At 64.7% G+C, this 23,241-nt stretch carries 25 protein-coding genes; 15 read left to right on the top strand and 10 right to left on the bottom strand.

Annotated elements, in window-relative coordinates:
- Nucleotides 1-4: 4 nt before the first annotated feature.
- Nucleotides 5-829, bottom strand: coding sequence for an alpha/beta hydrolase (locus tag ASD55_RS14770; RefSeq protein WP_056767237.1), 825 nt, complete (start codon nt 827-829; stop codon nt 5-7).
- Nucleotides 830-1,142: 313 nt separating this feature from the next.
- Nucleotides 1,143-1,493 carry a helix-turn-helix domain-containing protein gene (locus tag ASD55_RS14765; protein ID WP_157599021.1) on the bottom strand — a complete coding sequence of 117 codons (351 nt, stop codon included), beginning with the start codon at nt 1,491-1,493 and terminating at the stop codon, nt 1,143-1,145.
- An 81-nt stretch (nt 1,494-1,574) separates the two neighbouring features.
- Here ASD55_RS14765 and ASD55_RS14760 point away from each other — a divergent pair, with 81 nt between their 5' ends.
- On the top strand, nt 1,575-2,153 hold the full coding sequence (locus ASD55_RS14760) for an NAD(P)H-dependent oxidoreductase (protein WP_082542804.1): 579 nt from the start codon (nt 1,575-1,577) through the stop codon (nt 2,151-2,153).
- A 9-nt stretch (nt 2,154-2,162) separates the two neighbouring features.
- Here ASD55_RS14760 and ASD55_RS14755 read toward each other — a convergent pair whose 3' ends face one another.
- A complete protein-coding gene (locus ASD55_RS14755; RefSeq protein WP_056767234.1) occupies nt 2,163-2,480 on the bottom strand; it encodes a tautomerase family protein in 318 nt (105 codons plus the stop codon).
- A gap of 192 nt (nt 2,481-2,672) precedes the next feature.
- Here ASD55_RS14755 and ASD55_RS14750 point away from each other — a divergent pair, with 192 nt between their 5' ends.
- Genes ASD55_RS14750 through ASD55_RS14735 form a run of 4 tightly spaced genes read left to right on the top strand, consistent with a single transcriptional unit; the run spans nt 2,673 to nt 6,221 of the window.
- Nucleotides 2,673-3,119 carry a nuclear transport factor 2 family protein gene (locus ASD55_RS14750; RefSeq protein WP_056767232.1) on the top strand — a complete coding sequence of 149 codons (447 nt, stop codon included), beginning with the start codon at nt 2,673-2,675 and terminating at the stop codon, nt 3,117-3,119.
- Complete coding sequence (locus ASD55_RS14745) at nt 3,116-4,237, top strand: Gfo/Idh/MocA family oxidoreductase (protein ID WP_056767230.1); 1,122 nt, start codon at nt 3,116-3,118, stop codon at nt 4,235-4,237. The genes ASD55_RS14750 and ASD55_RS14745 overlap by 4 nt, the downstream gene beginning before the upstream one ends.
- Nucleotides 4,234-5,214: a quinone oxidoreductase gene (locus ASD55_RS14740; protein WP_056767228.1), complete on the top strand. Its 981-nt coding sequence runs from the start codon at nt 4,234-4,236 to the stop codon at nt 5,212-5,214. Before ASD55_RS14745 ends, ASD55_RS14740 begins: the two co-directional genes overlap by 4 nt.
- A complete protein-coding gene (locus ASD55_RS14735) occupies nt 5,211-6,221 on the top strand; it encodes a zinc-dependent alcohol dehydrogenase family protein (RefSeq protein ID WP_235577836.1) in 1,011 nt (336 codons plus the stop codon). The genes ASD55_RS14740 and ASD55_RS14735 overlap by 4 nt, the downstream gene beginning before the upstream one ends.
- A 6-nt stretch (nt 6,222-6,227) precedes the next feature.
- Here ASD55_RS14735 and ASD55_RS14730 read toward each other — a convergent pair whose 3' ends face one another.
- Together ASD55_RS14730 and ASD55_RS14725 are read right to left on the bottom strand one after the other, a co-directional pair.
- On the bottom strand, nt 6,228-7,115 hold the full coding sequence (locus ASD55_RS14730) for an AraC family transcriptional regulator (protein ID WP_056767223.1): 888 nt from the start codon (nt 7,113-7,115) through the stop codon (nt 6,228-6,230).
- A 140-nt stretch (nt 7,116-7,255) separates the two neighbouring features.
- Nucleotides 7,256-8,164 (bottom strand): LysR family transcriptional regulator, encoded by a 909-nt coding sequence (locus ASD55_RS14725; RefSeq protein WP_056767220.1) that lies wholly within the window; start codon nt 8,162-8,164, stop codon nt 7,256-7,258.
- 125 nt (nt 8,165-8,289) lie between these two features.
- Here ASD55_RS14725 and ASD55_RS14720 point away from each other — a divergent pair, with 125 nt between their 5' ends.
- The 4 genes from ASD55_RS14720 to ASD55_RS14705 all read left to right on the top strand — a co-directional run bounded on the left by ASD55_RS14720 (nt 8,290) and on the right by ASD55_RS14705 (nt 11,224).
- On the top strand, nt 8,290-8,679 hold the full coding sequence (locus ASD55_RS14720; protein WP_056767218.1) for a DoxX family protein: 390 nt from the start codon (nt 8,290-8,292) through the stop codon (nt 8,677-8,679).
- Between the two features lie 235 nt (nt 8,680-8,914).
- Entirely contained in the window at nt 8,915-9,727 is an 813-nt protein-coding gene (locus ASD55_RS14715) for a class III extradiol ring-cleavage dioxygenase (protein WP_056767215.1), read from the top strand.
- A complete protein-coding gene (locus ASD55_RS14710; protein ID WP_056767213.1) occupies nt 9,724-10,428 on the top strand; it encodes an alpha/beta fold hydrolase in 705 nt (234 codons plus the stop codon). The genes ASD55_RS14715 and ASD55_RS14710 overlap by 4 nt, the downstream gene beginning before the upstream one ends.
- 130 nt (nt 10,429-10,558) lie before the next feature.
- A complete protein-coding gene (locus ASD55_RS14705) occupies nt 10,559-11,224 on the top strand; it encodes a DUF2306 domain-containing protein (RefSeq protein WP_056767210.1) in 666 nt (221 codons plus the stop codon).
- On the opposite strand, the gene ASD55_RS14700 is transcribed toward ASD55_RS14705, so the two are convergent.
- The 5 genes from ASD55_RS14700 to ASD55_RS14680 all read right to left on the bottom strand — a co-directional run bounded on the left by ASD55_RS14700 (nt 11,145) and on the right by ASD55_RS14680 (nt 17,089).
- Nucleotides 11,145-12,263: an AraC family transcriptional regulator gene (locus ASD55_RS14700; protein WP_056767207.1), complete on the bottom strand. Its 1,119-nt coding sequence runs from the start codon at nt 12,261-12,263 to the stop codon at nt 11,145-11,147. The two genes, ASD55_RS14705 and ASD55_RS14700, sit on opposite strands and share 80 nt — an antisense overlap.
- An 82-nt stretch (nt 12,264-12,345) precedes the next feature.
- Nucleotides 12,346-13,020 carry a signal peptidase I gene (lepB, locus tag ASD55_RS14695; protein ID WP_056767205.1) on the bottom strand — a complete coding sequence of 225 codons (675 nt, stop codon included), beginning with the start codon at nt 13,018-13,020 and terminating at the stop codon, nt 12,346-12,348.
- A 136-nt stretch (nt 13,021-13,156) separates the two neighbouring features.
- Nucleotides 13,157-13,834 (bottom strand): response regulator, encoded by a 678-nt coding sequence (locus ASD55_RS14690; protein ID WP_235577835.1) that lies wholly within the window; start codon nt 13,832-13,834, stop codon nt 13,157-13,159.
- 31 nt (nt 13,835-13,865) lie between these two features.
- On the bottom strand, nt 13,866-14,237 hold the full coding sequence (locus tag ASD55_RS14685; RefSeq protein ID WP_056717001.1) for a response regulator: 372 nt from the start codon (nt 14,235-14,237) through the stop codon (nt 13,866-13,868).
- A complete protein-coding gene (locus ASD55_RS14680; RefSeq protein ID WP_056717004.1) occupies nt 14,237-17,089 on the bottom strand; it encodes a PAS domain-containing protein in 2,853 nt (950 codons plus the stop codon). Before ASD55_RS14680 ends, ASD55_RS14685 begins: the two co-directional genes overlap by 1 nt.
- Nucleotides 17,090-17,357: 268 nt before the next feature.
- Between ASD55_RS14680 and ASD55_RS14675 the strand changes: the two genes are divergently transcribed.
- The 6 genes from ASD55_RS14675 to ASD55_RS14650 all read left to right on the top strand — a co-directional run bounded on the left by ASD55_RS14675 (nt 17,358) and on the right by ASD55_RS14650 (nt 23,215).
- Nucleotides 17,358-18,104: a 3-oxoacyl-ACP reductase family protein gene (locus ASD55_RS14675; protein WP_056717006.1), complete on the top strand. Its 747-nt coding sequence runs from the start codon at nt 17,358-17,360 to the stop codon at nt 18,102-18,104.
- A 237-nt stretch (nt 18,105-18,341) separates the two neighbouring features.
- The gene (locus ASD55_RS14670; RefSeq protein ID WP_056767199.1) at nt 18,342-19,019 is read left to right on the top strand and encodes a hypothetical protein; all 678 of its coding nucleotides are present in this window, start codon (nt 18,342-18,344) and stop codon (nt 19,017-19,019) included.
- A 373-nt stretch (nt 19,020-19,392) separates the two neighbouring features.
- Complete coding sequence (locus tag ASD55_RS14665; protein WP_056767196.1) at nt 19,393-20,754, top strand: epoxide hydrolase; 1,362 nt, start codon at nt 19,393-19,395, stop codon at nt 20,752-20,754.
- A 64-nt stretch (nt 20,755-20,818) separates the two neighbouring features.
- Nucleotides 20,819-21,427, top strand: coding sequence for a hypothetical protein (locus ASD55_RS14660; protein ID WP_056767193.1), 609 nt, complete (start codon nt 20,819-20,821; stop codon nt 21,425-21,427).
- Between the two features lie 60 nt (nt 21,428-21,487).
- On the top strand, nt 21,488-22,543 hold the full coding sequence (locus tag ASD55_RS14655) for an alpha/beta hydrolase (RefSeq protein ID WP_056767190.1): 1,056 nt from the start codon (nt 21,488-21,490) through the stop codon (nt 22,541-22,543).
- A 165-nt stretch (nt 22,544-22,708) separates the two neighbouring features.
- Nucleotides 22,709-23,215 (top strand): cytochrome P460 family protein, encoded by a 507-nt coding sequence (locus tag ASD55_RS14650; RefSeq protein ID WP_056717015.1) that lies wholly within the window; start codon nt 22,709-22,711, stop codon nt 23,213-23,215.
- The last annotated feature ends 26 nt before the right edge of the window (nt 23,216-23,241 follow it).

The following is a 23,241-nucleotide window of genomic DNA, read 5'->3' as shown; positions in this document are numbered from 1 at the left end:
GTCCTCAGGATTGTATGAACGCGAGCAGATCCTTGTTGAGCCTGTTGCGATGCGTATCGACAAGCCCGTGTGGAGCACCTTCATAAACAAGCAGCTTGTTGTTCTTGATCAGCCTCGCGCTCTGGCGCGCCGACGCGATGATCGGTACGACCTGGTCGGCCTCGCCGTGTACGATCAGTGTGGGGATATCGAATTTCTTCAGGTCTTCCGTGAGATCTGTTTCCGAGAACACCTTGATGCACTCATACGTGGCTTTGTAGCCACCTTGCATGCCCTGCAGCCACCAGAAGTCGATCAAGCCCTGATCGGGCGTTGCGCCCGGTTTGTTGAAGCCGTAGAACGGTCCACTCGGGATATCGCGGAAGAACTTCGAACGATTTTCGAGAAAGGCTTTGCGCAGTCCATCGAAGACTTCGATGGGTGTGCCCAGAGGGTTGCTCTCGGTCTTCAGCATCAGTGGCGGGATCGCCGAGATCAACACGGCCTTCTTCAGTCGCTTGGTCCCGTGCCGACCGATATAGCGCGCCACTTCACCTCCGCCGGTGGAGAAGCCGACCATCGTGGCGTCCTTGACGTCGAGATGATCGAGCAGCTGTGCAAGGTCGTCGGCGTAGGTGTCCATGTCGTTGCCTTCCGAGGGCTGGGCGGAACGCCCATGGCCGCGTCGATCGTGCGCGATCGTGCGATAGCCTTTGGAAGCCAGGAAGAACATGTGTGCTTCCCAGCTGTCGGATGACAGCGGCCAACCATGACTGAACGTGACGATGGGGCCTTTACCCCAATCCTTGTAATAGATCTCCGTGCCGTCTTTGGTGGTGAATGTGCCCATGGTCTTGCTCCAGGTATTGGGAGGAGGAGGGGAGGGTGTCATCGCGACAGTTGGGAGATGTGATCTGTCGCATCCGCCGAGTGGAAGCAGAAGGCTGATTGCCGCAAGTCCGCTGCCGAGAAGAAGACCCCGACGAAGTTCATCGACATTGTGGTCAGTAACGGAAATGGGCTTCATGGTGGCCTCCCGTATTTGGTCATCCGAGAAGACTCCTGACGCCAGCGACGGTCAATGCGTTTTCCGTGGCGAGCAGGCAAGTCCGCAATGCCGAAGAACTGTGCGCAAGCAGGCGAAACTTGCTGCCATCCCGGCACTAGCGACTGGCGTCGGCTTTTTCCGCCCACGCAAAGATGGCGCGGAAGACGGGTCCCAGCGCCCGTGCCTTGCCGGTGATGCGGTACTCCACTCGTGGCGGCATTTCCGGGTAAACCATTCTTGACACCATGCCGTCCCGCTCGAGTTCGCGGAGCTGCTTGGTCAGTGTGTGCTGGGTAATTCCCGGCAACGCCCGGCGGAGAGAGTTGAACCTCACCGTGTCGTTCCTGAGCAGCCACAAAATTTCAAGCTTCCACTTGCCATGAAACGTCGCGATGGCATCACGCAGTCCCGAATTCAGGGCATGGGTTTCAGGCGGTTCGGGTTGCGGTCCAGTCTGCTTTTTCATACCTGGTATCCATCGAAATCCTTCTTGTTGCATCGGAGCCGAATCCCTAAATTGCTGCGCCCAATCATTAGGAATTCAGTCATGCGCATCTTGCACATCGATTCAAGCATTCAGGGCGATCAGTCGATCAGCCGGCAGATCTCCGCTGCTGTCGTGCAGAGGCTCACCAATCTGGATTCCCGTGCACAGGTCGTCTATCGCGACCTTGTGGCGAACCCGTTGCCGCATTTCTCCATTGAGCCGGTGGGCTCGGATGCACAGGTTCTCACCCGGGTGCTCGAAGAGGTTTTGGCCAGCGATGTGATCGTCATCGGCGCCCCCATGTACAACTTCAGCCTGCCGAGCCAACTCAAGTCGTGGATCGATGCGATCGTGATCCCTGGACGGACCTTCGAGTACGGTGCCGATGGCGTACGGGGCCTGCTGGCCAGCAAGCGTGTGGTCATCGCCTCTTCGCGAGGTGGCGTTTATGTCGCGGGTACGCCAGCTGCGTCGTTGGACCATCAGGAGTCGCTGTTGCGCGACATACTCGGGTTTCTCGGCGTGATGCACATCGAAACCGTGCGGGCAGAGGGCGTTCGAATGGGCCAGGATATCGCTGCGCGTGCCTTGACCGATGCTTTTGCGCATGCGGCGAGCCTCGCGCAGGCGATACCGTGACGCCAAAAGTCATGGAGCGCCGACAGGCTCCGGGTGCGGCGGTAGCTGACTGGCAAATTCGGCGCGCGTCACGGGGCGTCCAACGATGGCCTCATGAGTGGCCTTCGAGCGATCGAGCCACTCCATCAAGGAGCGTGGGCCCTCGAACGGCCTACCGCCGATGTGCCAGCCGTCGGTGTGCAGTTCTTCAATCAGCACCCACACTACCTCGCGGAATGCTTCGGAGCCTTCGCATCTCACCATCACATCGGTGATCTGTCGCGCCATGTCGTGCTTCTGCTCCGGCGTGAATACGCCGTCGACCAGCTTTATGTTTACGAAGGGCATGGTGGGTTCTCTTTGCAAGTTGTGCGGCGGAGTCCGCGCCGCAAGGAGGCGCTTCGTGAAACAAGCCAGTCAATCCCTTCGCAGTGCTGAAGTGCGAGCTTCGCAATTCGGAAGAACTGCACGCAATGAGGCAAAAGTCGCGGTGTGGTCGAACCCATACACTCATCACGAATCCTCCATGGAGGCGATGCAATGAACAACACGGTGATTGAGCAAGTTCGAGCCGGGAAGGCGCGGTACTGCCGCTACCTCGACACGAAGCAGTGGTGCGATTTCGCGGAGTTGTTCACGCCGGATGTGCACGTGCTTGTGTTCGATCCGGACGGCAAGGAGCTGGCTGCTTTCGATCATCGCGACGCATTCGTGAAATCGGCTCGCGAGTTTCTTGCAGAAGCACGCTCGATCCATCAGGTCCATAACGACGAGTTCGTGCAGCTGCCTGATGGCGAGATTGCAGCCACGTGGTCCATGGAGGACTACATCGTGTTTCCGTCTACGCCGGGGAATGCGTCTCCCAGCGTGCATGGGTACGGGCACTACCACGAAAGGTGGGTCGAACGCGGCGGAGGTTGGCGCATTGCCAGTCTCGAACTAAGGCGCACCATCCTCGAGACCACAGTCGCTGGTGGGGAATCATGAGCCAACGTCCTGTTCGCGTAGGCATCATCGGCGTGCATCCCGACCAGGGATGGGCCGCAACCTCTCATATTCCGGCCTTGCGCCAACTACCCCAGTTCCACATCGAGGCTATCAGTCACACGCAGTTGGACATAGCGAAGGCCGCTGCGGAAAAGTTTGGCGTGCCGCATGCCATGGACACGAGCGAAGCGCTCGTTGCGCATCCGGATGTGGATCTGGTCGTGATCACCGTACGTGTGCCGCAGCACCGTCAGTTGGTGACATCGGCGATCGAGGCAGGGAAGGCAGTGTTCTCCGAATGGCCGCTCGCTACGGATCTCGCGCAGGCAAGAGCACTACGCGATCTCGCTCGCGAGAAGGGCATTGCGACGTTCATCGGACTGCAAACACGCGCTTCGCCGGTGTTCGTGCACGCACGGAACCTGGTCAAGGATGGATATGTCGGGAAAGTGCTCTCGGCAACGGTAGTTGGTTCGGGCATTCTTTGGGGCGAGGAAATAAGCGAGCGGTTTGCTTACACGCTCGATCGGCGAAACGGCGCATCGATGCTGAACGTGCCGTTTGCGCATTCAATCGATGGCTTGTTGCATGTCCTGGATTCGCCCGTCGCGACCGTGACGGGCCTGCTGGGCAATGCGCGCCAGTCCATTCGCATGGCCGAGTCCGGCATGGATCGTGAGCTCTCTGTTCCTGATCAGATTCACTTCTCGTGCAAGCTGGGGAACGGCGCATTCATCAACGCGCATTTCCGGGGCGGGCTTTCGCGCGCGACGAATTTTCATGTCGAGATCAACGGCACGCGCGGGGACCTGATCATCACCAGTCCGGTCGGCTACGTGGGCATTGGTGGCATGGCGTTGCAGGGCGCACGAGGCGAAGAAACCCTGCATGCACTGGAGATTCCCCACGAATGCGGCCCAGATCCTGACGCGCAGGGGCCGGTGCAAACTCTGGCCATCGCGTACGCGCGGCTAGCATCGGACCTGCGAACCGGCACGCAGTTGTCTCCAACGTTCGACGATGCGGTGACGTTGCACCGCTTGATCGATGCGGTTGAGCGTAGCGAAGGCGTGCCGCAGCCGTTCGACGGGTCGACCGATATCGGGCGGCCAGCATGAAAGCGATCGTCATGACCGGGCCCGGCGAGTGCGATGTGCTCGCGCTCGCTGACCGCGCGGAACCGGTTGCGGGTCAGGGCCAGGTCCTGGTCGAAGTGGCTGCGGCGGGTGTCAACTTCATGGACATTGGTGTGCGCCGCGGAAAGTTCTGGACAGATATGCCGGATCCGAAGGTGCTGGGCGTCGAAGGGGCCGGGCGCGTGCTTGCCGTCGGTGCGGGAGTACACGACTTCCAGCCAGGACAGCGCGTGGCGTGGGCATATGCTCCTGGCAGTTATGCTGAGCGCGTCGTGATATCGGCCGATGCGCTCGTTCCCCTTCCCGATGCCATCGACGATCGTACTGCAGCAGCGCTGATGATGCAGGGGCTCACGGCAAGTCACTTTGCCACCGATTTCTATGCAGTGCGCACCGGTGATGTTGCCTTGGTGCACGCGGCGGCGGGAGGAGTGGGCTTGCTGCTGACGCAGATCATCAAGCTGCGCGGCGGTCGTGTCATTGGTCGGGTCTCCCACGCCGGGAAGGTCGACGCAGCGAGGGACGCTGGCGCCGAGCACGTGATCGTGGAAGCGGAAGGCCAGTTCGCCGATACGGTCTTGCGACTTACCGCTGGCGATGGTGTGCATGTGGTCTACGATGGCGGTGGGCCGAAGACGTTCGCTGACTCTCTGGCATCGTTAAGGCGCTCGGGTACCTTCTGCTGGTTTGGCCCCGTTCTTGGCACGCCAGGCACGCTGGACCTGCTGCAACTGCCGCGGAGCATCAAGATCGGCTACGCGGTGTTTTTTGATCACATCGTGACACCGGCGCTGTTGCGCGAGCGGGCGGCGAGGCTTTTTGGCTGGGTCATCGCGGGGAAGATGAAGGTCAAGATCGGTGGTGTATATCCGCTAGCCGACGCTCTGCACGCCCATGCCGACCTGGAAGGGCGCAAGACCATCGGCAAGTTGTTGTTGATTCCTGGAGGCGTGTCATGAATGTCTCGCCCATCCCGACTTCCATGCGCGCCGCGGTTTTCGAGGCCGACGGTGAACCCCTGCGCATCAAATCAGTTCCCGTCCCTGCAGTTCGCCCGGGCGAGGTGCTGGTGCGCGTACAGGGCGTCGGACTCAATCCGCTGGACATAAAGATCCGTTCCGGCAACGCAGCACACGCTGCGCACCCGGCGCCAGCGATCCTCGGCATCGATATGGCCGGCATCGTAGAAGCGGTGGGAGATGATGTGGTTGGTTTCAGTCCTGGCGACACCGTGTTCGGAATGACGGGTGGCGTTGGGGGGATGCAGGGCGCGCTGGCACAGTACGCATCGGTAGACGCGTCGTTGCTTGCGCCCGCACCCGCGACATTTTCGTCGCGTGAGGCGGCGGCGACGCCATTGATATTCATCACCGCATGGGAGGGTTTGGTCGATCGCGCGAAAGTTGGGCCTGGGAGAACGGTACTGGTCCATGGAGGCGCCGGCGGCGTTGGGCACGTAGCGATCCAGATTGCTCTGGCCTTCGGTGCCACCGTGTATGCGACTGGCAAGGGTGCGCAACAAGCGATCATCGAGGCGCTCGGAGCAACCTTCATCGATCATCAGAGGCAATCGGTAGACCAATACGTGTCGCTGCATACGGATGGCGAAGGCTTCGACATCATTTTCGACACTGTGGGCGGTGTGACGCTGGACGCTTCTTTCCAGGCGGTTCGCCGTTACCACGGCCACGTGGTCAGTGCGTTGGGCTGGGGCACGCATGCGCTCGCACCACTTTCCTTCCGGGCCGGGACCTATTCGGGCGTGTTCACCTTGCTGCCATTGCTCAGCGGTCGCTACAGGGCACACCACGGTGAAATTTTGCGGGAGGCAAAGAGGCTCGCGGATGAAGGGCACCTCAAAGTGCGCGTCGATCCGCGTATTTTTGTTCTGGACACCGCAGAGGATGGCTATCGATATCTCGAGTCGGGGGCGGCCAACGGGAAGGTTGTTGTCGAACTGGCGTAGTGCGAGCTAACCCATGGCACCGCGGTAAGCGCGTGGCGAGGTTCCCGCATGGCGACGAAACGCGGTCGAGAAGGTCGAAAGAGAGCTGTACCCAACGGCGGCACCAACGTCGCTGACGGAAAGAGGTGTGGTCCTGAGCAGGTCACAGGCGACTCGCATCCGCATGTGCGTGAGGTACTCGTACGGTGCCATGCCGGTTGCCCTTCGAAATGCGGTGCAGAAGTGAAAGCGGCTCTGGCACGCGATATCCGCCATTTCCTGTAGCGTGATCTCGGTGCTGAGGCGTTCCCGCATGTAGGCGGTGACCCGCTTCACCTGCCAGGGCGCAAGGCCGTGCTGTTTCTGCGGCGGATAGACAAGAGTGGAGTGCGAGCGCAACAGCACATGGCAAAGCAGGTCGATCGCGTGTTCCAGAAACATTACGCATTGCGGTCCGGGTGAGCTTGCCTCGTCCGAGATGATCTTCATGATCGTGAAAAGCTTGGGATCGGCGTGATGCACGCGATCCAGCAGTTCGAAACTTCGGCCTTCAGCCAGCATGTCTGCACATGCGAGCAAACGATCGTGGCCGAGGAATACATTGGAAACGCTTGAGCCTCCGTCCATGGCCCAATACCCATGGTGACCACGTGCGAGAATGTTGACCGTCTCAGGCCGGATGGGTGCGACCGTTCGCTTGTTGTCCAGGATCGCGGTCGCCATGCCGCTGCCTAAATGCATGGCGGCGATGATATGGTCTTGCATCGGATGGACTTCCGCCTCGTAAGGAGCGTGCGACCATACGCCGGTGATCTGCGTTTTTCCGTGCAAAATGGAATCCAGGATCGGCGGGGTGGCTCCCCCGGCGATCCGGATCACTTCAGCCCTGGTCTCGCACAGTTCTCGCCTGCCCATGCGATGCGTCCCCATATGCCGTTCATGCCGAGGTACCGACGGCGCGCGCATTTGGCGCCATTGGGCTTTATAGGCTTGGGAAACATCTTGGTCAATCGCGGCAACGTGGTTTCGGGTGTATCTGCCCAGGCTCTAATCGATCACCGCGCCACATCCCACCCCGGCACCGCAAACGCCTCCACCAGAAAATCCACCAGCCGCCGCGTCTTGATCGGCAGGTGCTTGCGCGACGGATACACGGCGTGGATGCCGAGCGTCATTGTCCTGTAGGTCGGCAGCAGTTCGACCAGGTCGCCGCGGCGCAGGTCGTCGGCGATGATGAAGTCCGGTTGCAGGATGATGCCCTGGTGGTCGAGCGCGGCGGCGCGGCAGGTGTCGCCGTTGTTGGCGTGGATGCGGGCGTGGGTGCGCACCGCGACGAGGGTGTCGTCGGGCGAGACGAAGGTCCATTCGTCGCGGGCGGCAAAGTAGCTGTAGGAGATCACTTCGTGCTGCGCCAGCTCGGCGGGGTGCGTGGGCGTGCCGTGCTGCGCCAGATAGGCCTGTGAGGCGCAGGCGATCATGCGGGTGGTGGCGAGTTGCCGGCTGACCAGTTGGGAGTTGGCCAGGTTGGTGATGCGCACGGCAAGGTCGTAGCCCTCCTCGACAAGATCGACGACGCGATCGCTCAGCTCGATGTCCAGCGACACTTTCGGATACCGCTGCGTGAAGCGCCCCCATAGCGGGGCCAGGTGCAGCACGCCGAAGGTGAGCGGCGCATTGATGCGCAACCTTCCGCTGGGCTCGCCGCTGCGCGAACTGATTTCGGATTCCGCCTCGTCAACGGCGGCCAGCATTTCCTTCGCCCGGGCGAAGAACAGCTGGCCGTCGTCGGTCAGCGACAGCCGCCGCGTGGTCCGATGCAGCAGGCGCGCGCCGAGGCGCTGTTCGAGTTCGCCGACATGGCGCGACACCGCCGCCTTGGACAGGCCGGTGGCCTCCGCGGCGCCGACGAAGCTGCCGGCTTCGACCACCGCCACGAAGCTGGCCATCTCCTGGAATTTGTCCACGGCACGGTCCTTTTGTCTCGTTTTTCGGAACAGTCAGTCAATCCATGCCCAGTTTATCGGCGTTTCTTTGGCGAATAGAGTGTCTCCCATCAAATCGCTCCATCACCCATACCCAAGGAATCGTCATGAACGCTTCGCTCGCACTGCTCGGCCGCATCGGCCTCTCATTGATCTTCATCATTTCCGGCTGGGGCAAGATTGCCGCCTACGCCGGCACCCAGCAGTACATGGCATCCGCGGGTTTGCCGGGTGCGCTGCTGCCGCTGGTGATCGCGCTGGAACTCGGCGGTGGCCTGGCCATCCTCACCGGTGCTTTCACCCGCTGGATCGCGCTGGCGATGGCCGCGTTCTCGCTGGCCAGTGCCGTGGTGTTCCACGCCCACTTCGACGATGCCGCCCAGGCGATCAACTTCTGGAAGAACGTGGCGATGGCCGGCGGCTTCCTGATGGTCGCGGCCCACGGCGCCGGCGCGCTCAGCCTCGATCATCTGTGGAGCAAGCGTCGCAACGCGTGACGTTTGCAGCATCGATTCGTGCATTCCCCAGCAACAGGCGCGCCGCGCCTGTTGCCCGATGGAGCTTTTGGACAACCGTCATCATTCCCGCGCAAGCGGGGAGCGCTTTTCAACAGACGAATGTCTGGTCATCCATGGATGCAAGCCACGAAAAGCCGAGTCACTGGATTCCCGCTTGCGCGGGAATGACGAGCAAAAAATTCAAGCTTTCCAGACTTTCCGAGCAGGAATTGCCATGACCACCGCCCCTTCGCTCTTCATCTCCCACGGTTCGCCGATGTTCGCACTGGAACCGGGCCTGCTGGGCCCGAACCTGCGCGCCATCGGCCAGTCGTTGAGCGGCATCACCGCCGTGCTGGTGGTGTCGCCGCACTGGCAGACGCGCGGCGTGCGCATCGGCAGCAGCGCCGCGCCGGAAACGATCCACGACTTCGGCGGCTTCCCCGAGCCGCTGTACCAGCTGCATTACCCCGCGCCGGGTGCACCGGCGCTGGCGCAGGACGCGGCGCGCCTGCTCGCGTCGGCCGGTTTTGAAGCGACCCTCGACGAACGCCGCGGCCTCGATCACGGCGCGTGGGTGCCGATGCGCTATCTGTTCCCCGACGCCGACGTGCCGGTATTCCAGGTGTCGCTGCCGCAGGGCATCGATGCGGCCGGCGCCTTGCGACTGGGCCAGGCGCTGGCGCCGCTGCGCGAGCGTGGCGTGCTGGTGGTCGGCTCCGGCAGCCTCACCCACAACCTGTACGAATTCCGCCAGCACATCCGCGACCCGGAATACGCCCAGCAATTCGTCGACTGGGTTCGCGACGCGATAGCCGCGCGCGATGTCGAAGCGCTGCTCGACTACCGTCGTCGCGCCCCGCACGGCGAGCGTGCGCATCCGACCGAGGAACACTACCTGCCGCTGCTGGTGGCCGTGGGCGCAAGCTCCGCGACGGACACGGCGCAATTGGTCGAGGGCGGCATGACCCACGGCGTACTGTCGATGGATTCGTTTGCGTTCGGTCTGCCCCACATCGCGCAGGCCGCGCCGGAGAAATCAGCATGAAGACCTTGTCAGCACCGTCGAACGACTCGGCCTTTGCGCTGGCCTTCCGCACCTTGCAGCCGCCGCCGGACAAGCCGTCGTCGCTGCTGGTGCTGCTGCATGGCGTGGGTGGCAACGAAACCAACCTCGCCGCGCTCGGCGCCGAGGTCGAAAGCAACACGCTGGTGGTCTTGCCGCGCGGCCCGATCACGCTGGGCCCGACGGCCTTCGGCTGGTTCCGCGTGGCCTTCAGCGGCAACGGTCCGCAGATCGTGGCAAGCGAAGCCGACGCCAGCCGTCGCAGCCTGATCGACTTCATCGGACAACTGCAGCAGGCTCACGGCATCGACGCGGCGCATACCGTGGTGGCCGGCTTCAGCCAGGGCGGCATCCTCAGCGCCAGCGTGGCGTTGACCGCGCCCGAACGCGTCACCGCATTCGCCGTGCTGGCCGGGCGCATCCTGCCGGAGCTCGAGCCGCTGTTGGCGAGCCCGGAACATCTGTCCGCCTTGCGGGGCTACATCGCGCATGGCACGCACGACGACAAACTCCCGGTGAGCTGGGCACAGCGCAGCGATGACTGGCTGACCCGCCTTGGCGTCGCCCACGAGACGAAGCTCTATCCGGCCGGCCACAAACTGGGCGCGCCAATGTGCGCCGACTTCCTCGCCTGGCTGTCCCGGGAAGAGCCGCGCGGGAACCGGCCCACCGCCGGGCGATAGGTCGATCCTGCACTTGCGGCGTGCGGGACGTCCGATCCGGCCGGGTCGGACGTCCGGTCCGACGGTCTCGGGCGACCGAACGCCCCGGTGGAGCGAGGCTGGAGTTCGCATTCCGCCCAGGTAGACCACCATGTCCCTTCTGCTGTCTCTCGTTCGCTGGACCGCCCGGCTTCTGTTCGCGCTCACGTCGGTGGCGGTCGCCGTCTACGCCTTCGGCTATCTCTATCGCAGCCACGCGGCCGGCAATCCATTCGCCGCCCAGTTCGCGATTTCCGGATGGGACGTGCCGCTGCACATGTTCCTGGCCGGGCTGGCGTTACTGCTGGCGCCGTTGCAGCTCAGTGCCGGCGTGCGCCGACGCCTGCCGGCGCTGCATCGCACCGCGGGCTGGTTGTACGTGGCCGCGATCCTGATCGGTGCGCCGTCGGGACTGTCGCTGGCGTTCCATGCGCAAGGCGGCGCGGCCAGCGGCGTCGGCTTCGCCCTGCTGGCGCTGCTGTGGCCGGTTTTCACCTTGCGCGGCGTGGTGCTGGCGATCGCGGGCGACACCGCCGGCCACCGGCGCTGGATGTGCCGCAGCGTGGCGTTGACCTTCGCTGCCGTCACGCTGAGGGTGGGACTCGGCGTGGGCGCGGGCGTGCTGCACCTGCCGTTCCTCGCGGTCTACATCACGATGGCGTGGGCGTCCTGGCTGCTCAACCTTGCCGTGTGCGAAATCATCCTGCGCTGGCCTTCGTGGCGTCGCGCGCGTGCCGCCGGCGGTAGTCGCTGGGCGTTTCGCCCAACTGGCGCTTGAACGCCGCGTTGAAGGTCGATTTCGAGGTGAATCCGCAGGCGTAGGCGAGGTCCAGGATCGTACGCGTCTCGCCCGGATCGGCCAGATGGTCGCGCATCGCGTCGATGCGCAGGCGGTTGACGTAGTCCCAGAAAGTGGCGCCGAAGCGGCGGTTGATCACCACCGATACCAGGTACTCCGGGTAACCGCTGCGTCGCGCCAGCTGGCCGATCGTCAAGGCCGGCTCGCGGTAGAGCTGTTCGCCGCTCATCAGTCGGGTGAGCCGGACCTCGACTTCGGGAAAGCGCGGGTCGTCTTCCGCCTCGTCGCGCGAGCGATCGGGCGGCACGCCGCTTTCGTCGGGCGTCGCTGCATCGTGTCCGGCACCGGTCATCGGCTGGGCCGGCACCTGCGGCTGCGCCAGGCTGAACCAGCCGATCACGAAGATCCACAAGGCCACGGCACCGTAGATCAGGTGGTAATCCACGAACGGAATGTGCGCGATTTCCCGCAAGGCGGCGATGCACCAGATCAATGCCTGCGAGAACGCCATCGCGCCGAGCCATTGCAGCGACTGGCGGTCGGCGTCGGCACGCCGCGCGCGCAATTCCTGCCGGAACCGGGCGATCCGCACCAGGGCCGCGGCGACGTAGGCCAATGCATAGCCGAACAGGAACAGCGTGAACCACGCTCCGGGTCCTTCCCAACCGGCGTTGCCGGCAAGCCGCGGCCAGGCCACCACCAGCGCCAGCGCGAAGCCGGCGAAATGCACCAGGTCGCGCATGCGCAGGCGACTGCCGGTGGTGAGTGCACGCACGTAGACATAGAACAGGCTGGCGTGCAGGAACGGAAACAGGCTGACGACCGCGTAAGCCAGCGACCAGCGATCATCGCCTGCGGCCAGATGGACGGCCTTGACCGCCAGGTCCACGCCGACCAAGCCGGTCCATGCGGACAGGACGCGGTTGGCGGCAGCATTGGCCGGGCGCCGCCACAGCGCCAGTGCGAGCAGCACCGCCTGGGCGGCGGCACTGGCGTAGATGATCACCCAAGCCTGCATACGGAAACCGTGGAAGCCGAAGCGCGCCAGTGTAGCTGCACGGCGAACAGCCAGGACTGGTCAGGCCGGCGTCACCGCGGTCTCAGTGCAGCGCGGCGCCGAAGCGGTCTCCGCGCGGCAGGTAATGCTGTTGCGGGTCCAGCGAGACGAGGACGTGGTGCGCACGGCCGACGATCTCGCTGCGGGCGAAGAAGCCGAAGTAGCGCGAGTCCATGCTGTTGTCGCGGTCGTCGCCCAGCAGCAGGTACTGGCCGGGCGGAACCCTGGTCGGGCCGAAGTTGCTGAGCGGGCTGGGGTGACCGTTGGACAGGCGGATCGCGTGGCGCAGCGCGCCGTAGCGTTCGGTTTCGTAATGCGCGGGATCGCACAGGTCGTCGTGGATGCCCTGCTCGTGGCTCGCCGCATAGCCAGCCGCATGACCGTTGATGAAGAGCACGTTGCTGCGCATCGCCACTTCATCGCCGGGCAGGCCGATCACGCGTTTCACCAGGCGCTCGCGCGCGGCCGGCGAATCCAGCACCACGATGTCGCCGCGTTGTGGATCGGCCAGGTGGCGCAGCGAGACGTGGGTCAGCGGCAGGCGCAGGTCATAGGCCAGCTTGTCGACCAGGATGCGGTCGCCGATACGGATGGTCGGCTGCATCGAGCCGGTCGGCACCACGTTCCAGTCGGCCACCGCGCTGCGGAAAACGACCATGCACAGCATGAAGGTGATGAAGCCCCGGTTGCGGGTCAGAAAGCGGACGAGCCTGTGCATGCAGATCTCCAGTCGGGTGTTCCGGGTGCAGGGCGATGCGGGGCGAACGCCCGTGGTCAGGAGGATGACCGCGCCGGCAAGTTGAAGTTTCCTGATGGCCCCGGTTCGTCACCCGTCGGGTGCGACGAAGCAGACTTCAGTCGTGCGCAGCCGGGACGGCTGGAAGCTGCGCCGCCATCTTCACCAGATCCGGCAGCGAGCGCGCATGCATCTTGCGCATCACCTTGCCGCGGTGCGCCTTCACCGTGATCTCGCTGATGCCCAGGTCGGCGGCGATCTGCTTGTTCAAGCGACCGGCCACCACCATCGCGAGCACTTCGCGCTCGCGCGGCGTCAGTGAGGCATGGGCGTCGCGCAGCCCGTGCAGGCCTTGCTCCCGCACCAGCGCTTCGCGGCTGCGCTCCAGCGCGTCGGCCATGGCGAGCAACAGCACGTCGTCCTCGAACGGCTTGGTCAGGAACTCGGCGGCGCCGGCCTTCATCGCGCGCACGGTGAGCGGGATGTCGCCGTAGCCGGTGATGAAGATGATCGGCATCTCGGGCCGGTCGGTGCCGATCGACGTCTGCAGGTCCAGCCCGTTGAGGTCCGGCAGGTTCACGTCCAGCACGAGGCAGCTGGGCGCCGTGGGCCGCGGCCGGGCCAGGAAGGCCTGCGCGGAGTCGAACAGCTCGGGTAGCCATCCGGCGGAGCGGATCATCAGCTCCAGCGATTCGCGCACCGAGATGTCGTCGTCCACCACGAAGACGATGGGCAGGGCCGAAGGCATCGCTGAAAACCTCGATTCGTCGATGGGTGCAAAGTCTGCGTTGAACATGCCACGACCTCCCGCTGGCGTCGAATGTTTGTCAGTTCAGCGGCAGAGCGGCGCCGAGTGCCCGCAGCAGGGCCGCCTCGCTGAACGGTTTGAACAGGCAGTCCACCGCGCCCTGGCGAATCAGCCGTGGCCGGTCGGCGGCGTCGCCGTGCGCCGTGATGAAGATGATCGGAATCGCGTGACCGCGCCGGATCAGTTCAAGCTGCAGGTCCGGCCCGGACATGCCCGGCATCGCGATGTCCAGGATCAGGCAGCGGGTCGTCCCGACGTGGCCCGAGGCGAGAAACGCCTCGGCCGACGCGAACGCCTCGACCGCGAAGCCGAACTCACGCAGCAGGTCCGGCAGTGACTCGCGCACGGACTCGTCGTCATCCACCACCGACACGAGTAACGGCAGGCCCATCAAGAACGCTCCATGACGTGATCCGGATCGACGTTGCTTTCCGGGTGAACGTGGTCTGCCTCCGGCGCATCGAGCTCGCTGGCGGCCAGCTGGGGCAGGGAAAACGCAAAGCTCGCACCGCAGCCGTCATTGGGTGTGGCCCAGAGACGGCCGTCGTGGCCTTCGATGATCGAACGGCTGACTGACAAACCCATGCCCATGCCCGTGCTCTTGGTGGTGTAGAACGCCTGGAACAGCCGTTCCGCATCGTGCGGGTCGAACCCGATGCCGCTGTCGCTCACGGTCAGGCGAACCCGCGCGCCATCGTCGCGCGAGGTGCTGATCCGCATCTGCCGCGGTCGATCCGCCACCTCGCTCATTGCGTCGCTGGCATTCATCACCAGGTTGAGGATGACCTGCTGCAGTTGCACCCGGTCGCCGCGGATAGGGGGAAGGTCGTCGTCGAAATCCGGATGCAGGATCACGCCGCCACGTTGCAGTTCGCCCAGCAGCATCGCGATCACCTCGCGCGCGGCCTCGTTGAGGTCGACGCGTTCGGTCGTCATGTCCTTCTTGGCGAACAGCGCGCGCAACCGCTTGATCACGTCGGAGGCGCGGTTGCCGTCGCGGATCGTGCGGCGCGCGGTTTCGCGTGCGCCATCGACATTGGGCGGATCGGCGCCGAGCATGCGCAGGCAGGTATTGGCGTTGGTGATGATGCCGGCCAGTGGCTGGTTCACCTCGTGCGCGATCGACGCGGTCAGGGCGCCGAGCGTGGCCACGCGCGCCACGTGGGCAAGTTCGGTGCGCGCCTTGCCCAGGGCTTCTTCCGCCAGCCTGCGGTGGGTAATGTCCTGCACGGCGGAGATGTATTCCAGTCCACCGTCCTCGTCGCGCGTCATGTGGGCGACAAGGTGCAGGAACTTCACCTTCCCGTCGGGCATGAGCAATCGGTGCTCGCTTTCGAAATCCCTGGCCTCGTAGCGTTGCCGCCGCAGCATTTCATCGTGGGCGGGAATGTCTTCCGGGTGGATGCGGGTGTTGATCAGGTCGTGTGTCAGCGTCACGCCGGGATCGAATTCGTAGATGCGATACAACTCTTCCGACCAGAGGATTTCGTCGGTAGCCACCCGCCAGGCAACCGTGCCGGTCAGGGTGAGTCGCTGGGTCCTGGCCAGAAACGCTTCGCTCTGCCGCAGCGCGGCCTCGCTGCGGGAGCGTTCGATCGCGATGCTGGCCAACTGCGTGAACTGTGCGATCAGGTTGTGGTGCGACGGCTCCGGTGCCCTGGGTTCGCGGAACAGGATCGACAGCACGCCCATCACGTCACCGGTGCTGGACTTGACCGGCGTCGACAAATGGGCGCGGATGCCGTGCGCGAACGCGGTTGACTGCCACGCCTCCCAACGGGCTTCTTCGGCCACGTTCGCCACGAACACCGGCACGTCGCGCGTCGCCGCCAGCGCGAGGGGACTGGCATCGGACTCCAGCGGTCGGCCATCGGTGTCTTCCAGCAGGTCGGCGGGCACATCCGGGGCGGCGCCTGGCTGCAGGCGCAGGCGCCGCGATGTTTCCTGCACCGAGCGCGTGCGCCGGGGGTCGACCAGCACCACGCTGCAAAGTGCGTCATCCAGGCTCGCCTGCACCAGCTTGCAAAGCGATGCGAGCACCTGCGACAGCGGTGCGCCGCCAGCCATCAGCCCCAGCAGGTGTTTCTCGCCCGCGAGCAGCATCTCGGCCCGCTTGCGATCGTTGATCTCGGTGTTTTGCCCGTACCAGTTGACGACACGGCCGGCGGCGTCCAGCAGCGGCACGGCGCGGATCAGAAACCAGCGATAGCTGCCGTCGAGGTGGCGCAGCCTGGCTTCGAATGATCCGGGTTTGCCGGCATCAAGCAGCGCTTGCCAGTAGTTGCCCAGCGGGAGGGCATCCTCCGGATGAATCCGCGACGTCCAGCCATGGCCCAGCGACTGCTGCAGGCTGAGGCCGGTGTAGTCGCACCAGCGCTGGTTGATGAATTCCACCTCGCCGGTCGGCTTGGCCCGCCACACGAAACCCGGCACCGTGTCGATCAGCGCGCGCATGTGGTTTTCCGAATCCGCCAGCTCATCCAGCGTGCTTGCCAGCAAGGCCTCGCCGCGCTTCTGGTCGTCGATGTCCACGTCCAGCGTGCACCAGCGCTCGATGCGGCCTGCGGCACCCCGCATCGGCTGGCTGAACACGTGGAACCAGCGATAGACGCCATCGGCGCGGCGTGAGCGAAATTCCATCTCGAACAGGTCGCCGGTCTCGACGCAGCGTTCCCAGGCGGCAACCACGGCAGGCAGATCGTCCGGGTGAATCAGATCGGCCGACTTCCAGCCTCGCTGCTGCTCCAGTGTCGCGCCGCGAAATTCCTGCGACCGGCGATTGGAATACTCGATCTCTCCGTCAGGCGTCATGAGCAGCACGGAGGCGGGGATGACATCGGCCATTGCCGCGAAATCGCCGACGAAGCTCAAGGCTACGCCGGTCGTGTGCCGGTGATCTTCGATGTCACAGGCCATGCCGAGCCAATGGGTCAGCTTGCCGGTGTCGTCGGTTACGGGGCTGACCCGCAAGACGAAGTGGTGCCAGGCGCCATCGAAACGCCGCAGGCGTGCCGCCATGTCCACGGGTTGCCGCGACGCCACGATGACATGCCAGTGCTCACGCAGCTCGGGCAGGTCGTCGGGATGGATGGCATCGAGCCAGCCCTGGCCGGCGGCATCGCCAGGCGTGCCGCCGGTGTATTCGCACCAGCCCCGGTTGACGTGGTCGACCTGCCCGTCGGGACGCGCGATCCAGACAAGTCCCGGAATCACATCGACGGCGCGGCTGAATTCGTTCTCCATACCGGCCCTCGCTTGGCGTCGTCGTGGCAGCAGGATGCGCCAGTCACCGGCGCCTGCCCATCATACTTTGGTGTCGGTTGGCGGCGTGCCGGTTCGGTGGCCCCGAGCGGGGCCGTCCGGAAGGGCGCGTCGATGGAGGCTCGCTTCGTGTAGCGTGCGCCCGCTCCAGGTAGGCGTGGCGCAAGGTCGACCGACACCATCGTGCGATCGCGCGGCCGTGATCGCTCTGGTCTGATCGCTCCCCTGACTTTCCAGAGAGAGCACGCTCATGAACGACACCAACAGTCTCGCCGGCAAGGCCGCGCTGGTCACCGGCGGCTCCCGTGGCATTGGCGCGGCCATCGTGCGCCGGCTCGCCAGCGAAGGCGTTGCGGTTGCCTTCACCTACGCGGCTTCACCGGCGGCCGCCGAAGAAATCGTTGCCGGCATCGCAGCGAACGGTGGCACCGCCGTTGCGATCAAGGCGGATAGCGCCGAGCCTGCCGAAGTCGAAGCGGCGGTGGCACAGGCGGCGCAGCGGTTTGGCCGTCTGGACATCCTGGTCAACAACGCGGGCATCATCAGCAACGGCAGCGTCGACAACTACGCGCTGGCCGATTTCGACCGCATCGTGGCAGTGAACGTGCGCGCTGTGTTCGTGGCGGTGCAGGCGGCGCTGGCCCACATGGGTGAGGGTGGGCGGATCATCACCACCGGAAGCGTGGCGGCGGACCGCACCGGCTTTGCGGGCTCGTCGGCGTACAGCATGAGCAAGGCGGCGGTCGCCGGCCTCACCCGCGGCATGGCCCGCGACCTCGGGCCACGCGGCATCACCGTCAACGTGGTGCAGCCCGGCCCCACCGAAACCGACATCGTCAGCGACGAAGCCGTGCGCGAACGGCTGCGGCCGATGATGGCGCTGGGACGCATGGGCAGTGGTGATGAAGTGGCCAGCCTGGTCGCCTACCTGGCCCGCCCCGAGGCCAGTTACATCACCGGCGCGGCACTGACGGTCGACGGCGGCTACCTGGCGTGAACGGCCAGCGAGCGCTGCCCTTGCGGATCATCAGAAGGCCGGCACGAATGCTCCTGGGCGACTGGCGGTGATCAAGACCTGCGCGCCTTGCAGGCGCGCTGCGTTCACCACATGCCATGTCTGGAAGAACGTGAGGTGGCTGCCAAGGCCAGGCGCCGTTGTTTGAGCCTGCCAGGAACCTCCGCCCCCATTAATATCGCCGATGGCAATTCAAAACGTCATTCAGCGGAGTCCGCCATGCACCTCGAAGTGTTGAAAGTACGCCTCCATTCACTCAAGGATTTCGCCAAGCATTATCTGATGATCGTGCTGAGCATCCTCACGGCGCTGGGGCTGGAAGCCTGGATCGAACATGCGCATCACCGTCATGCAGCGGCCGAGGCCAGTACCCAGATCGAAGCGGAAATCCGCGCGAACCTCGCGGAATGCGATACCGATCTTCAACACGACCTGGCGCAGATGGTGCGACTGCGGGGCATCCGGGATGAGGTGACCCGGGAGCTGAAGATGCACACCTCCGATGACCTGATCGCGCAGCGCGTCCTGGAGCAGACCAGGCAACATTTCGACCTGAAACTCATGTTTCCCACGTTGCGCCATGAGGCATGGGACGTGATGGTCGCCAATCAGTCGGCCGGGTGGATCGATCCGGGCCGCTTGCAACGGTACGCCGTGGCCTATGCGAGCCAGCGCGACGTCGTTACCACGATGTCCGAAGACACGGAGCTGCTGATGAGCGGGACCGGTCTGGTCGACACGGTGGCCGACTTGCGTACCGATACGGTGCGTCCGCGGGAATTCCTGCATGTGGTCAGTCAGATGACGGCCATGCTTGAGCAAGCGGTGAACAATCTGCAGACACTGAGGAAGCAACTTGCCTCCGCATTGCCGGATACAGACACCGGCGCCTCATAGCGGCCATGTCTCCGCTAGCCGAATGAGCAGGCGGGCGCCTCACGCTCGCCTGATGTCGTTCCTCGGATAAGCGCGCCGCTCGACGCCACTGCAAGCTGCGTTTCCTTGCGAGGCGCTGTTGCGCGTGTCCGCATCCGCGAGTGCGGACACGCCTGAATGTCTCCATGCCAGCGTCATGGCAGGGAAGATCGGCGAATTCGCGGCAGTCTCAGGGTAGCCTTGCGCACAGCCACCGATACCAAGGTATCGACCGACACCATCGTGCAATCGTGCGTCTCCGGGTCTTCTGGTGTGATCGGTTCTGCGAGTTGCCGCTCGGCAGCTCACCGTTTCGCATCGCTCGCTGCGGTGCTCCCGTCCCCGGAGATCGGTCATGTCTGCATCCCCTTCGTTGCCCCGTCGGCGCCCCATCGTCGCCTCGTTCCTGGTCATGGCGAGTGCTGTCGTCTTGTCGGTGCCTTGCCATTTCGCCCAGGCCGCTTCGGTCGCCGGTGCGCGATCGACTGCCGGCAAGGGCGACACGAGCATTCGTCCTTTCCGAATCCACGTGCCGGAGTCCGAGCTGGCCGACCTGCGCAAGCGCATCGCTGCTACACGTTGGCCCGACAAGGAAACCGTGAGCGACGCCTCGCAAGGTGTGCAGCTGGCGACGATGCAGGCGCTGCTTAAGTACTGGGGCAACGGTTATGACTGGCGCAAGGTGGAGGCGAAGTTGAATGCACTGCCCGAATTCGTCACCACGATCGACGGTGTCGACATCCAGTTCGTCCACGTGCGTTCGCGCGAACCGAATGCGATGCCGCTGATCCTCACCCACGGCTGGCCGGGTTCGCCGCTGGAGTTCATCAACACGATCGGGCCGCTGACCGATCCGGTGGCCCACGGCGGCCGTGCCACGGATGCGTTCGACGTGGTGATCCCGGCGATCCCCGGCTACGGCTTTTCGGGCAAGCCGACCGAGCTTGGCTGGAATCCCGACCGCGTGGCGAGGGCGTGGGACGTGCTGATGAAGCGCCTGGGCTACACGCATTACGTGTCGCAGGGTGGCGACCACGGCTCGGTGATTTCCGATGCGCTGGCACGCCAGGCGCCGAAGGGCCTGCTCGGCATCCACCTCAACATGCCGGCGACGATACCGGCGAACCTGGTGACCGGCATCAACACCGACGCGCCGGCGCCGGCGAATCTTTCCGCCGACGAACGTCGCGCGTACAACCAGCTCAGCACCTTCTTCGGCCGCAACGCGGCGTACGGCGCGATGATGGTGACGCGGCCGCAGACCATCGGCTATGCGCTGTCCGATTCGCCCGCCGCCCTGGCCTCCTTCACCTACGAGAAGATCGCCGAGTGGATCGACAGCGACGGCCACCCCGAGCGCGTGCTCAGCCGCGACCAGATCCTCGACGACCTGACCCTGTACTGGGTCACCAACACCGGCGCCGCGTCGTCGCGCTTCTACTGGGAAAACAACAACAACAACTTCAGCGCCGAGGCGCAGAAGACCGCCACCATCAAGGTGCCGGTGGCGGTGACGGTGTTTCCCGGCGAGATCTACCGCGCGCCGAAGAGCTGGACCAGCCAGGCGTATCCGTCGCTGTACTACTTCCACGAAGCGGCCAAGGGTGGCCATTTCGCCGCGTGGGAGCAGCCGCAGGAGTTCAGCGAGGAATTGCGCGAGGCGTTCCGTCCGCTGCGCAAGAACGCCGAGGACGTGACGGCCGCGCCGGCCGGCTGACCACGGAGGCAGGTGCGGCCCCTGGCTGCGCTTGTCCATTCTCCACTTCGCCATGGAGCGAACCATGACCACGACTACCACCTTGAAACGTGCCGTCCTCGTAGCGCCGACGCGTCCGCGCCCGGCGAACCGGTCCTCCCTGTTGCGGCTGTACCTGGTCCGCGGCGTGCTGGCCGTGCTGTGGGCGGCAGCGTTTGCCAAGGGACATGACCCGCTCGATGCGCTGGCGATCGCGCTGCTGGTGACGTATCCGCTGATCGACGCGGTCTCGTCGCTGATCGACTACTGCAACATGCCGCGCGACGCGGAGCGTCGGATCACCGCCTTCAACGCGGTGCTGAGCACGCTCGCCGCGATCGGCATGGGCGTGGCGGGAACGCTCGGCGTGGCGCAGGCGCTGGCGCTGTTCGGCGCGTGGGCGGTGATCGCCGGGGCGGCGCAGCTGGTGCTTGGCCTGCGCCGGCGCGGACGCGAACTGGGCAGGCAGTGGCCGATGCTGATTGCCGGCGGCCTGTCTTTCCTGGTCGGGACGTCGTACGTCGCCCGTGCGCTCGGCGAGCAGCCGTCGCTGGCCGTGTTGTCGGTCTACGCCACCGGCGGCGGCGTGTTTTTCATCATCCAGGCAGGCCTGCTGGCCTGGCGCGCCAGCCAGCAACGACGCGCCCCGCACTGAGCGTTGCCTGTTTCCCCACTTGAACCCGAACCGCAGGCACGCGCCTGCACGGAGACTGTCATGAACTTGAACATGTTGAACGGACCGAGCCGGTCCATCCGTCGCCGCTTCCTCAGTACCTCGCTGCTGGCGCTGGCGATCACGCAGCTGGGCCTGGCCGGTTCGGCCGATGCGCAGCCGATCCAGCCCGTGCCCGCGCCGGTTGCCACGGCGCACGCGACGCTGGGACCGTTGAAGCACGTCAAGGCCGGTGTGCTGGACGTGGCCTATGCCGAGCTCGGGCCGGTCAACGGCCCGGTGGTGATCCTGCTGCATGGCTGGCCGTACGACATCGACAGCTTCGCCGAGGTGGCTCCGGCGCTGGCGGCGAAGGGCTACCGCGTGCTGGTGCCGTACGCGCGCGGCTATGGCGGCACGCGGTTCCTGTCGGCGAAGACCAAGCGCAATGCCGAGCCTGCCGCGCTGGCGCAGGATGTCATCGACTTTATGGATGCGCTGAAAATCGAGCGCGCCGAACTGGCCGGCTTCGACTGGGGTGCTCGTTCGGCCGACATCGTCGCAGCCTTATGGCCGCAGCGGGTGACGTCGCTGGTGTCGGTGAGCGGCTACCTGATCGGCAGCCAGGAATCCGGCAAGCAGCCGCTGCCGCCCAAGGCCGAGCTGCAGTGGTGGTACCAGTATTACTTCGCGACCGAGCGCGGCCGCATCGGTTATGCAAAGAACCGCCACGACTTCGCCAGGCTGATCTGGCAGCTGGCCTCGCCGCAATGGAAATTCGACGACGCCACCTTCGAACGCAGCGCCGTGGCGATGGACAACCCCGACCACGTCGCCATCGTGATCCACAATTACCGCTGGCGGCTGGATCTGGCCAGGGGCGAGGCGAAGTACGCGACGCTGGAAAAGAAGCTGGCCACATTCCCGGCGATCAGCGTGCCGACCATCACCATGGAAGGCGACGCCAATGGCGCACCGCATCCGCCAGCGGAGGCCTACCGCAAGCGCTTCAGCGGCAAGTACGAATACCGCCTGATCAGCGGCGGCATCGGCCACAACCTGCCACAGGAAGCACCGCAGGCGTTCACGAAGGCAGTGGTCGACGCTGATCATCTCTGACGCCGCCCGAGCCTTCCCCTCCGGCCGTCATTTCCGCGAAGCGGGAATCCATCCTGATCTCGCAGGGAAGCGACCTGGATGACCCGCTCCGCCGTGGTGGAGCGATTCCCGCTTTCGCGGGAATGACGGCATTGAAAAAGTCGAGTCTGTGAAGGGAGTACTTCGATGAAACTGCTGCAGCTCGTGATTTTCGCGGCGGCCGCCACCTCTTGCACGTTGGCGGTGGCGTTCGCCACTCACGCCACCGCCGAAAAGCCCGCCTCGCCGATCTACGGCGTCACCATCCCCGACGGCTACCGGCAATGGCAGTTGATCGCCCCGGCGCAGGAAGCGGCGCCGCTGAACGAGCTGCGCGCGGTATTGGGCAATGCCATCGCGATCCAGGCCTATCGCGAAGGTACGCTGCCATTTCCGGATGGCGCGGTGCTGGCCAAGCTGGCGTGGAAGCGTGTGCCGTCGAGCGAGTTCGAGCCGGCTTCCGTCCCCGGTGCGGCCACCACGGTGCAGTTCATGGTGAAGGATTCGAAGAGGTACGCGGCCACTGGCGGCTGGGGCTTTGGCCGCTTCATCAACGGCAAGCCGGCCGACGAGACGCAGCACCGCACCTGTTACGCCTGTCACCATTCGCGGGTGAAGAACCACGATCTGGTGTTCACCCGCTACGCGAAGTGAGTTGTTGATCAGCAGAAACCATCAGG

Source organism: Rhodanobacter sp. Root561, from assembly GCF_001427365.1.
GTDB lineage: Bacteria > Pseudomonadota > Gammaproteobacteria > Xanthomonadales > Rhodanobacteraceae > Rhodanobacter.
This window is presented reverse-complemented; position numbering and strand designations above follow the sequence as displayed.

Coding starts and splice junctions, on each gene's coding strand:
- ASD55_RS14770 (WP_056767237.1), bottom strand. CDS start 829: ATGGGCACATTCACCACCAAAGACGGCACGGAGATCTATTACAAGGAT.
- ASD55_RS14765 (WP_157599021.1), bottom strand. CDS start 1,493: ATGAAAAAGCAGACTGGACCGCAACCCGAACCGCCTGAAACCCATGCC.
- ASD55_RS14760 (WP_082542804.1), top strand. CDS start 1,575: ATGCGCATCTTGCACATCGATTCAAGCATTCAGGGCGATCAGTCGATC.
- ASD55_RS14755 (WP_056767234.1), bottom strand. CDS start 2,480: ATGCCCTTCGTAAACATAAAGCTGGTCGACGGCGTATTCACGCCGGAG.
- ASD55_RS14750 (WP_056767232.1), top strand. CDS start 2,673: ATGAACAACACGGTGATTGAGCAAGTTCGAGCCGGGAAGGCGCGGTAC.
- ASD55_RS14745 (WP_056767230.1), top strand. CDS start 3,116: ATGAGCCAACGTCCTGTTCGCGTAGGCATCATCGGCGTGCATCCCGAC.
- ASD55_RS14740 (WP_056767228.1), top strand. CDS start 4,234: ATGAAAGCGATCGTCATGACCGGGCCCGGCGAGTGCGATGTGCTCGCG.
- ASD55_RS14735 (WP_235577836.1), top strand. CDS start 5,211: ATGAATGTCTCGCCCATCCCGACTTCCATGCGCGCCGCGGTTTTCGAG.
- ASD55_RS14730 (WP_056767223.1), bottom strand. CDS start 7,115: ATGGGCAGGCGAGAACTGTGCGAGACCAGGGCTGAAGTGATCCGGATC.
- ASD55_RS14720 (WP_056767218.1), top strand. CDS start 8,290: ATGAACGCTTCGCTCGCACTGCTCGGCCGCATCGGCCTCTCATTGATC.
- ASD55_RS14715 (WP_056767215.1), top strand. CDS start 8,915: ATGACCACCGCCCCTTCGCTCTTCATCTCCCACGGTTCGCCGATGTTC.
- ASD55_RS14710 (WP_056767213.1), top strand. CDS start 9,724: ATGAAGACCTTGTCAGCACCGTCGAACGACTCGGCCTTTGCGCTGGCC.
- ASD55_RS14705 (WP_056767210.1), top strand. CDS start 10,559: ATGTCCCTTCTGCTGTCTCTCGTTCGCTGGACCGCCCGGCTTCTGTTC.
- ASD55_RS14700 (WP_056767207.1), bottom strand. CDS start 12,263: ATGCAGGCTTGGGTGATCATCTACGCCAGTGCCGCCGCCCAGGCGGTG.
- lepB (WP_056767205.1), bottom strand. CDS start 13,020: ATGCACAGGCTCGTCCGCTTTCTGACCCGCAACCGGGGCTTCATCACC.
- ASD55_RS14690 (WP_235577835.1), bottom strand. CDS start 13,834: ATGTTCAACGCAGACTTTGCACCCATCGACGAATCGAGGTTTTCAGCG.
- ASD55_RS14685 (WP_056717001.1), bottom strand. CDS start 14,237: ATGGGCCTGCCGTTACTCGTGTCGGTGGTGGATGACGACGAGTCCGTG.
- ASD55_RS14680 (WP_056717004.1), bottom strand. CDS start 17,089: ATGGAGAACGAATTCAGCCGCGCCGTCGATGTGATTCCGGGACTTGTC.
- ASD55_RS14675 (WP_056717006.1), top strand. CDS start 17,358: ATGAACGACACCAACAGTCTCGCCGGCAAGGCCGCGCTGGTCACCGGC.
- ASD55_RS14670 (WP_056767199.1), top strand. CDS start 18,342: ATGCACCTCGAAGTGTTGAAAGTACGCCTCCATTCACTCAAGGATTTC.
- ASD55_RS14665 (WP_056767196.1), top strand. CDS start 19,393: ATGTCTGCATCCCCTTCGTTGCCCCGTCGGCGCCCCATCGTCGCCTCG.
- ASD55_RS14660 (WP_056767193.1), top strand. CDS start 20,819: ATGACCACGACTACCACCTTGAAACGTGCCGTCCTCGTAGCGCCGACG.
- ASD55_RS14655 (WP_056767190.1), top strand. CDS start 21,488: ATGAACTTGAACATGTTGAACGGACCGAGCCGGTCCATCCGTCGCCGC.
- ASD55_RS14650 (WP_056717015.1), top strand. CDS start 22,709: ATGAAACTGCTGCAGCTCGTGATTTTCGCGGCGGCCGCCACCTCTTGC.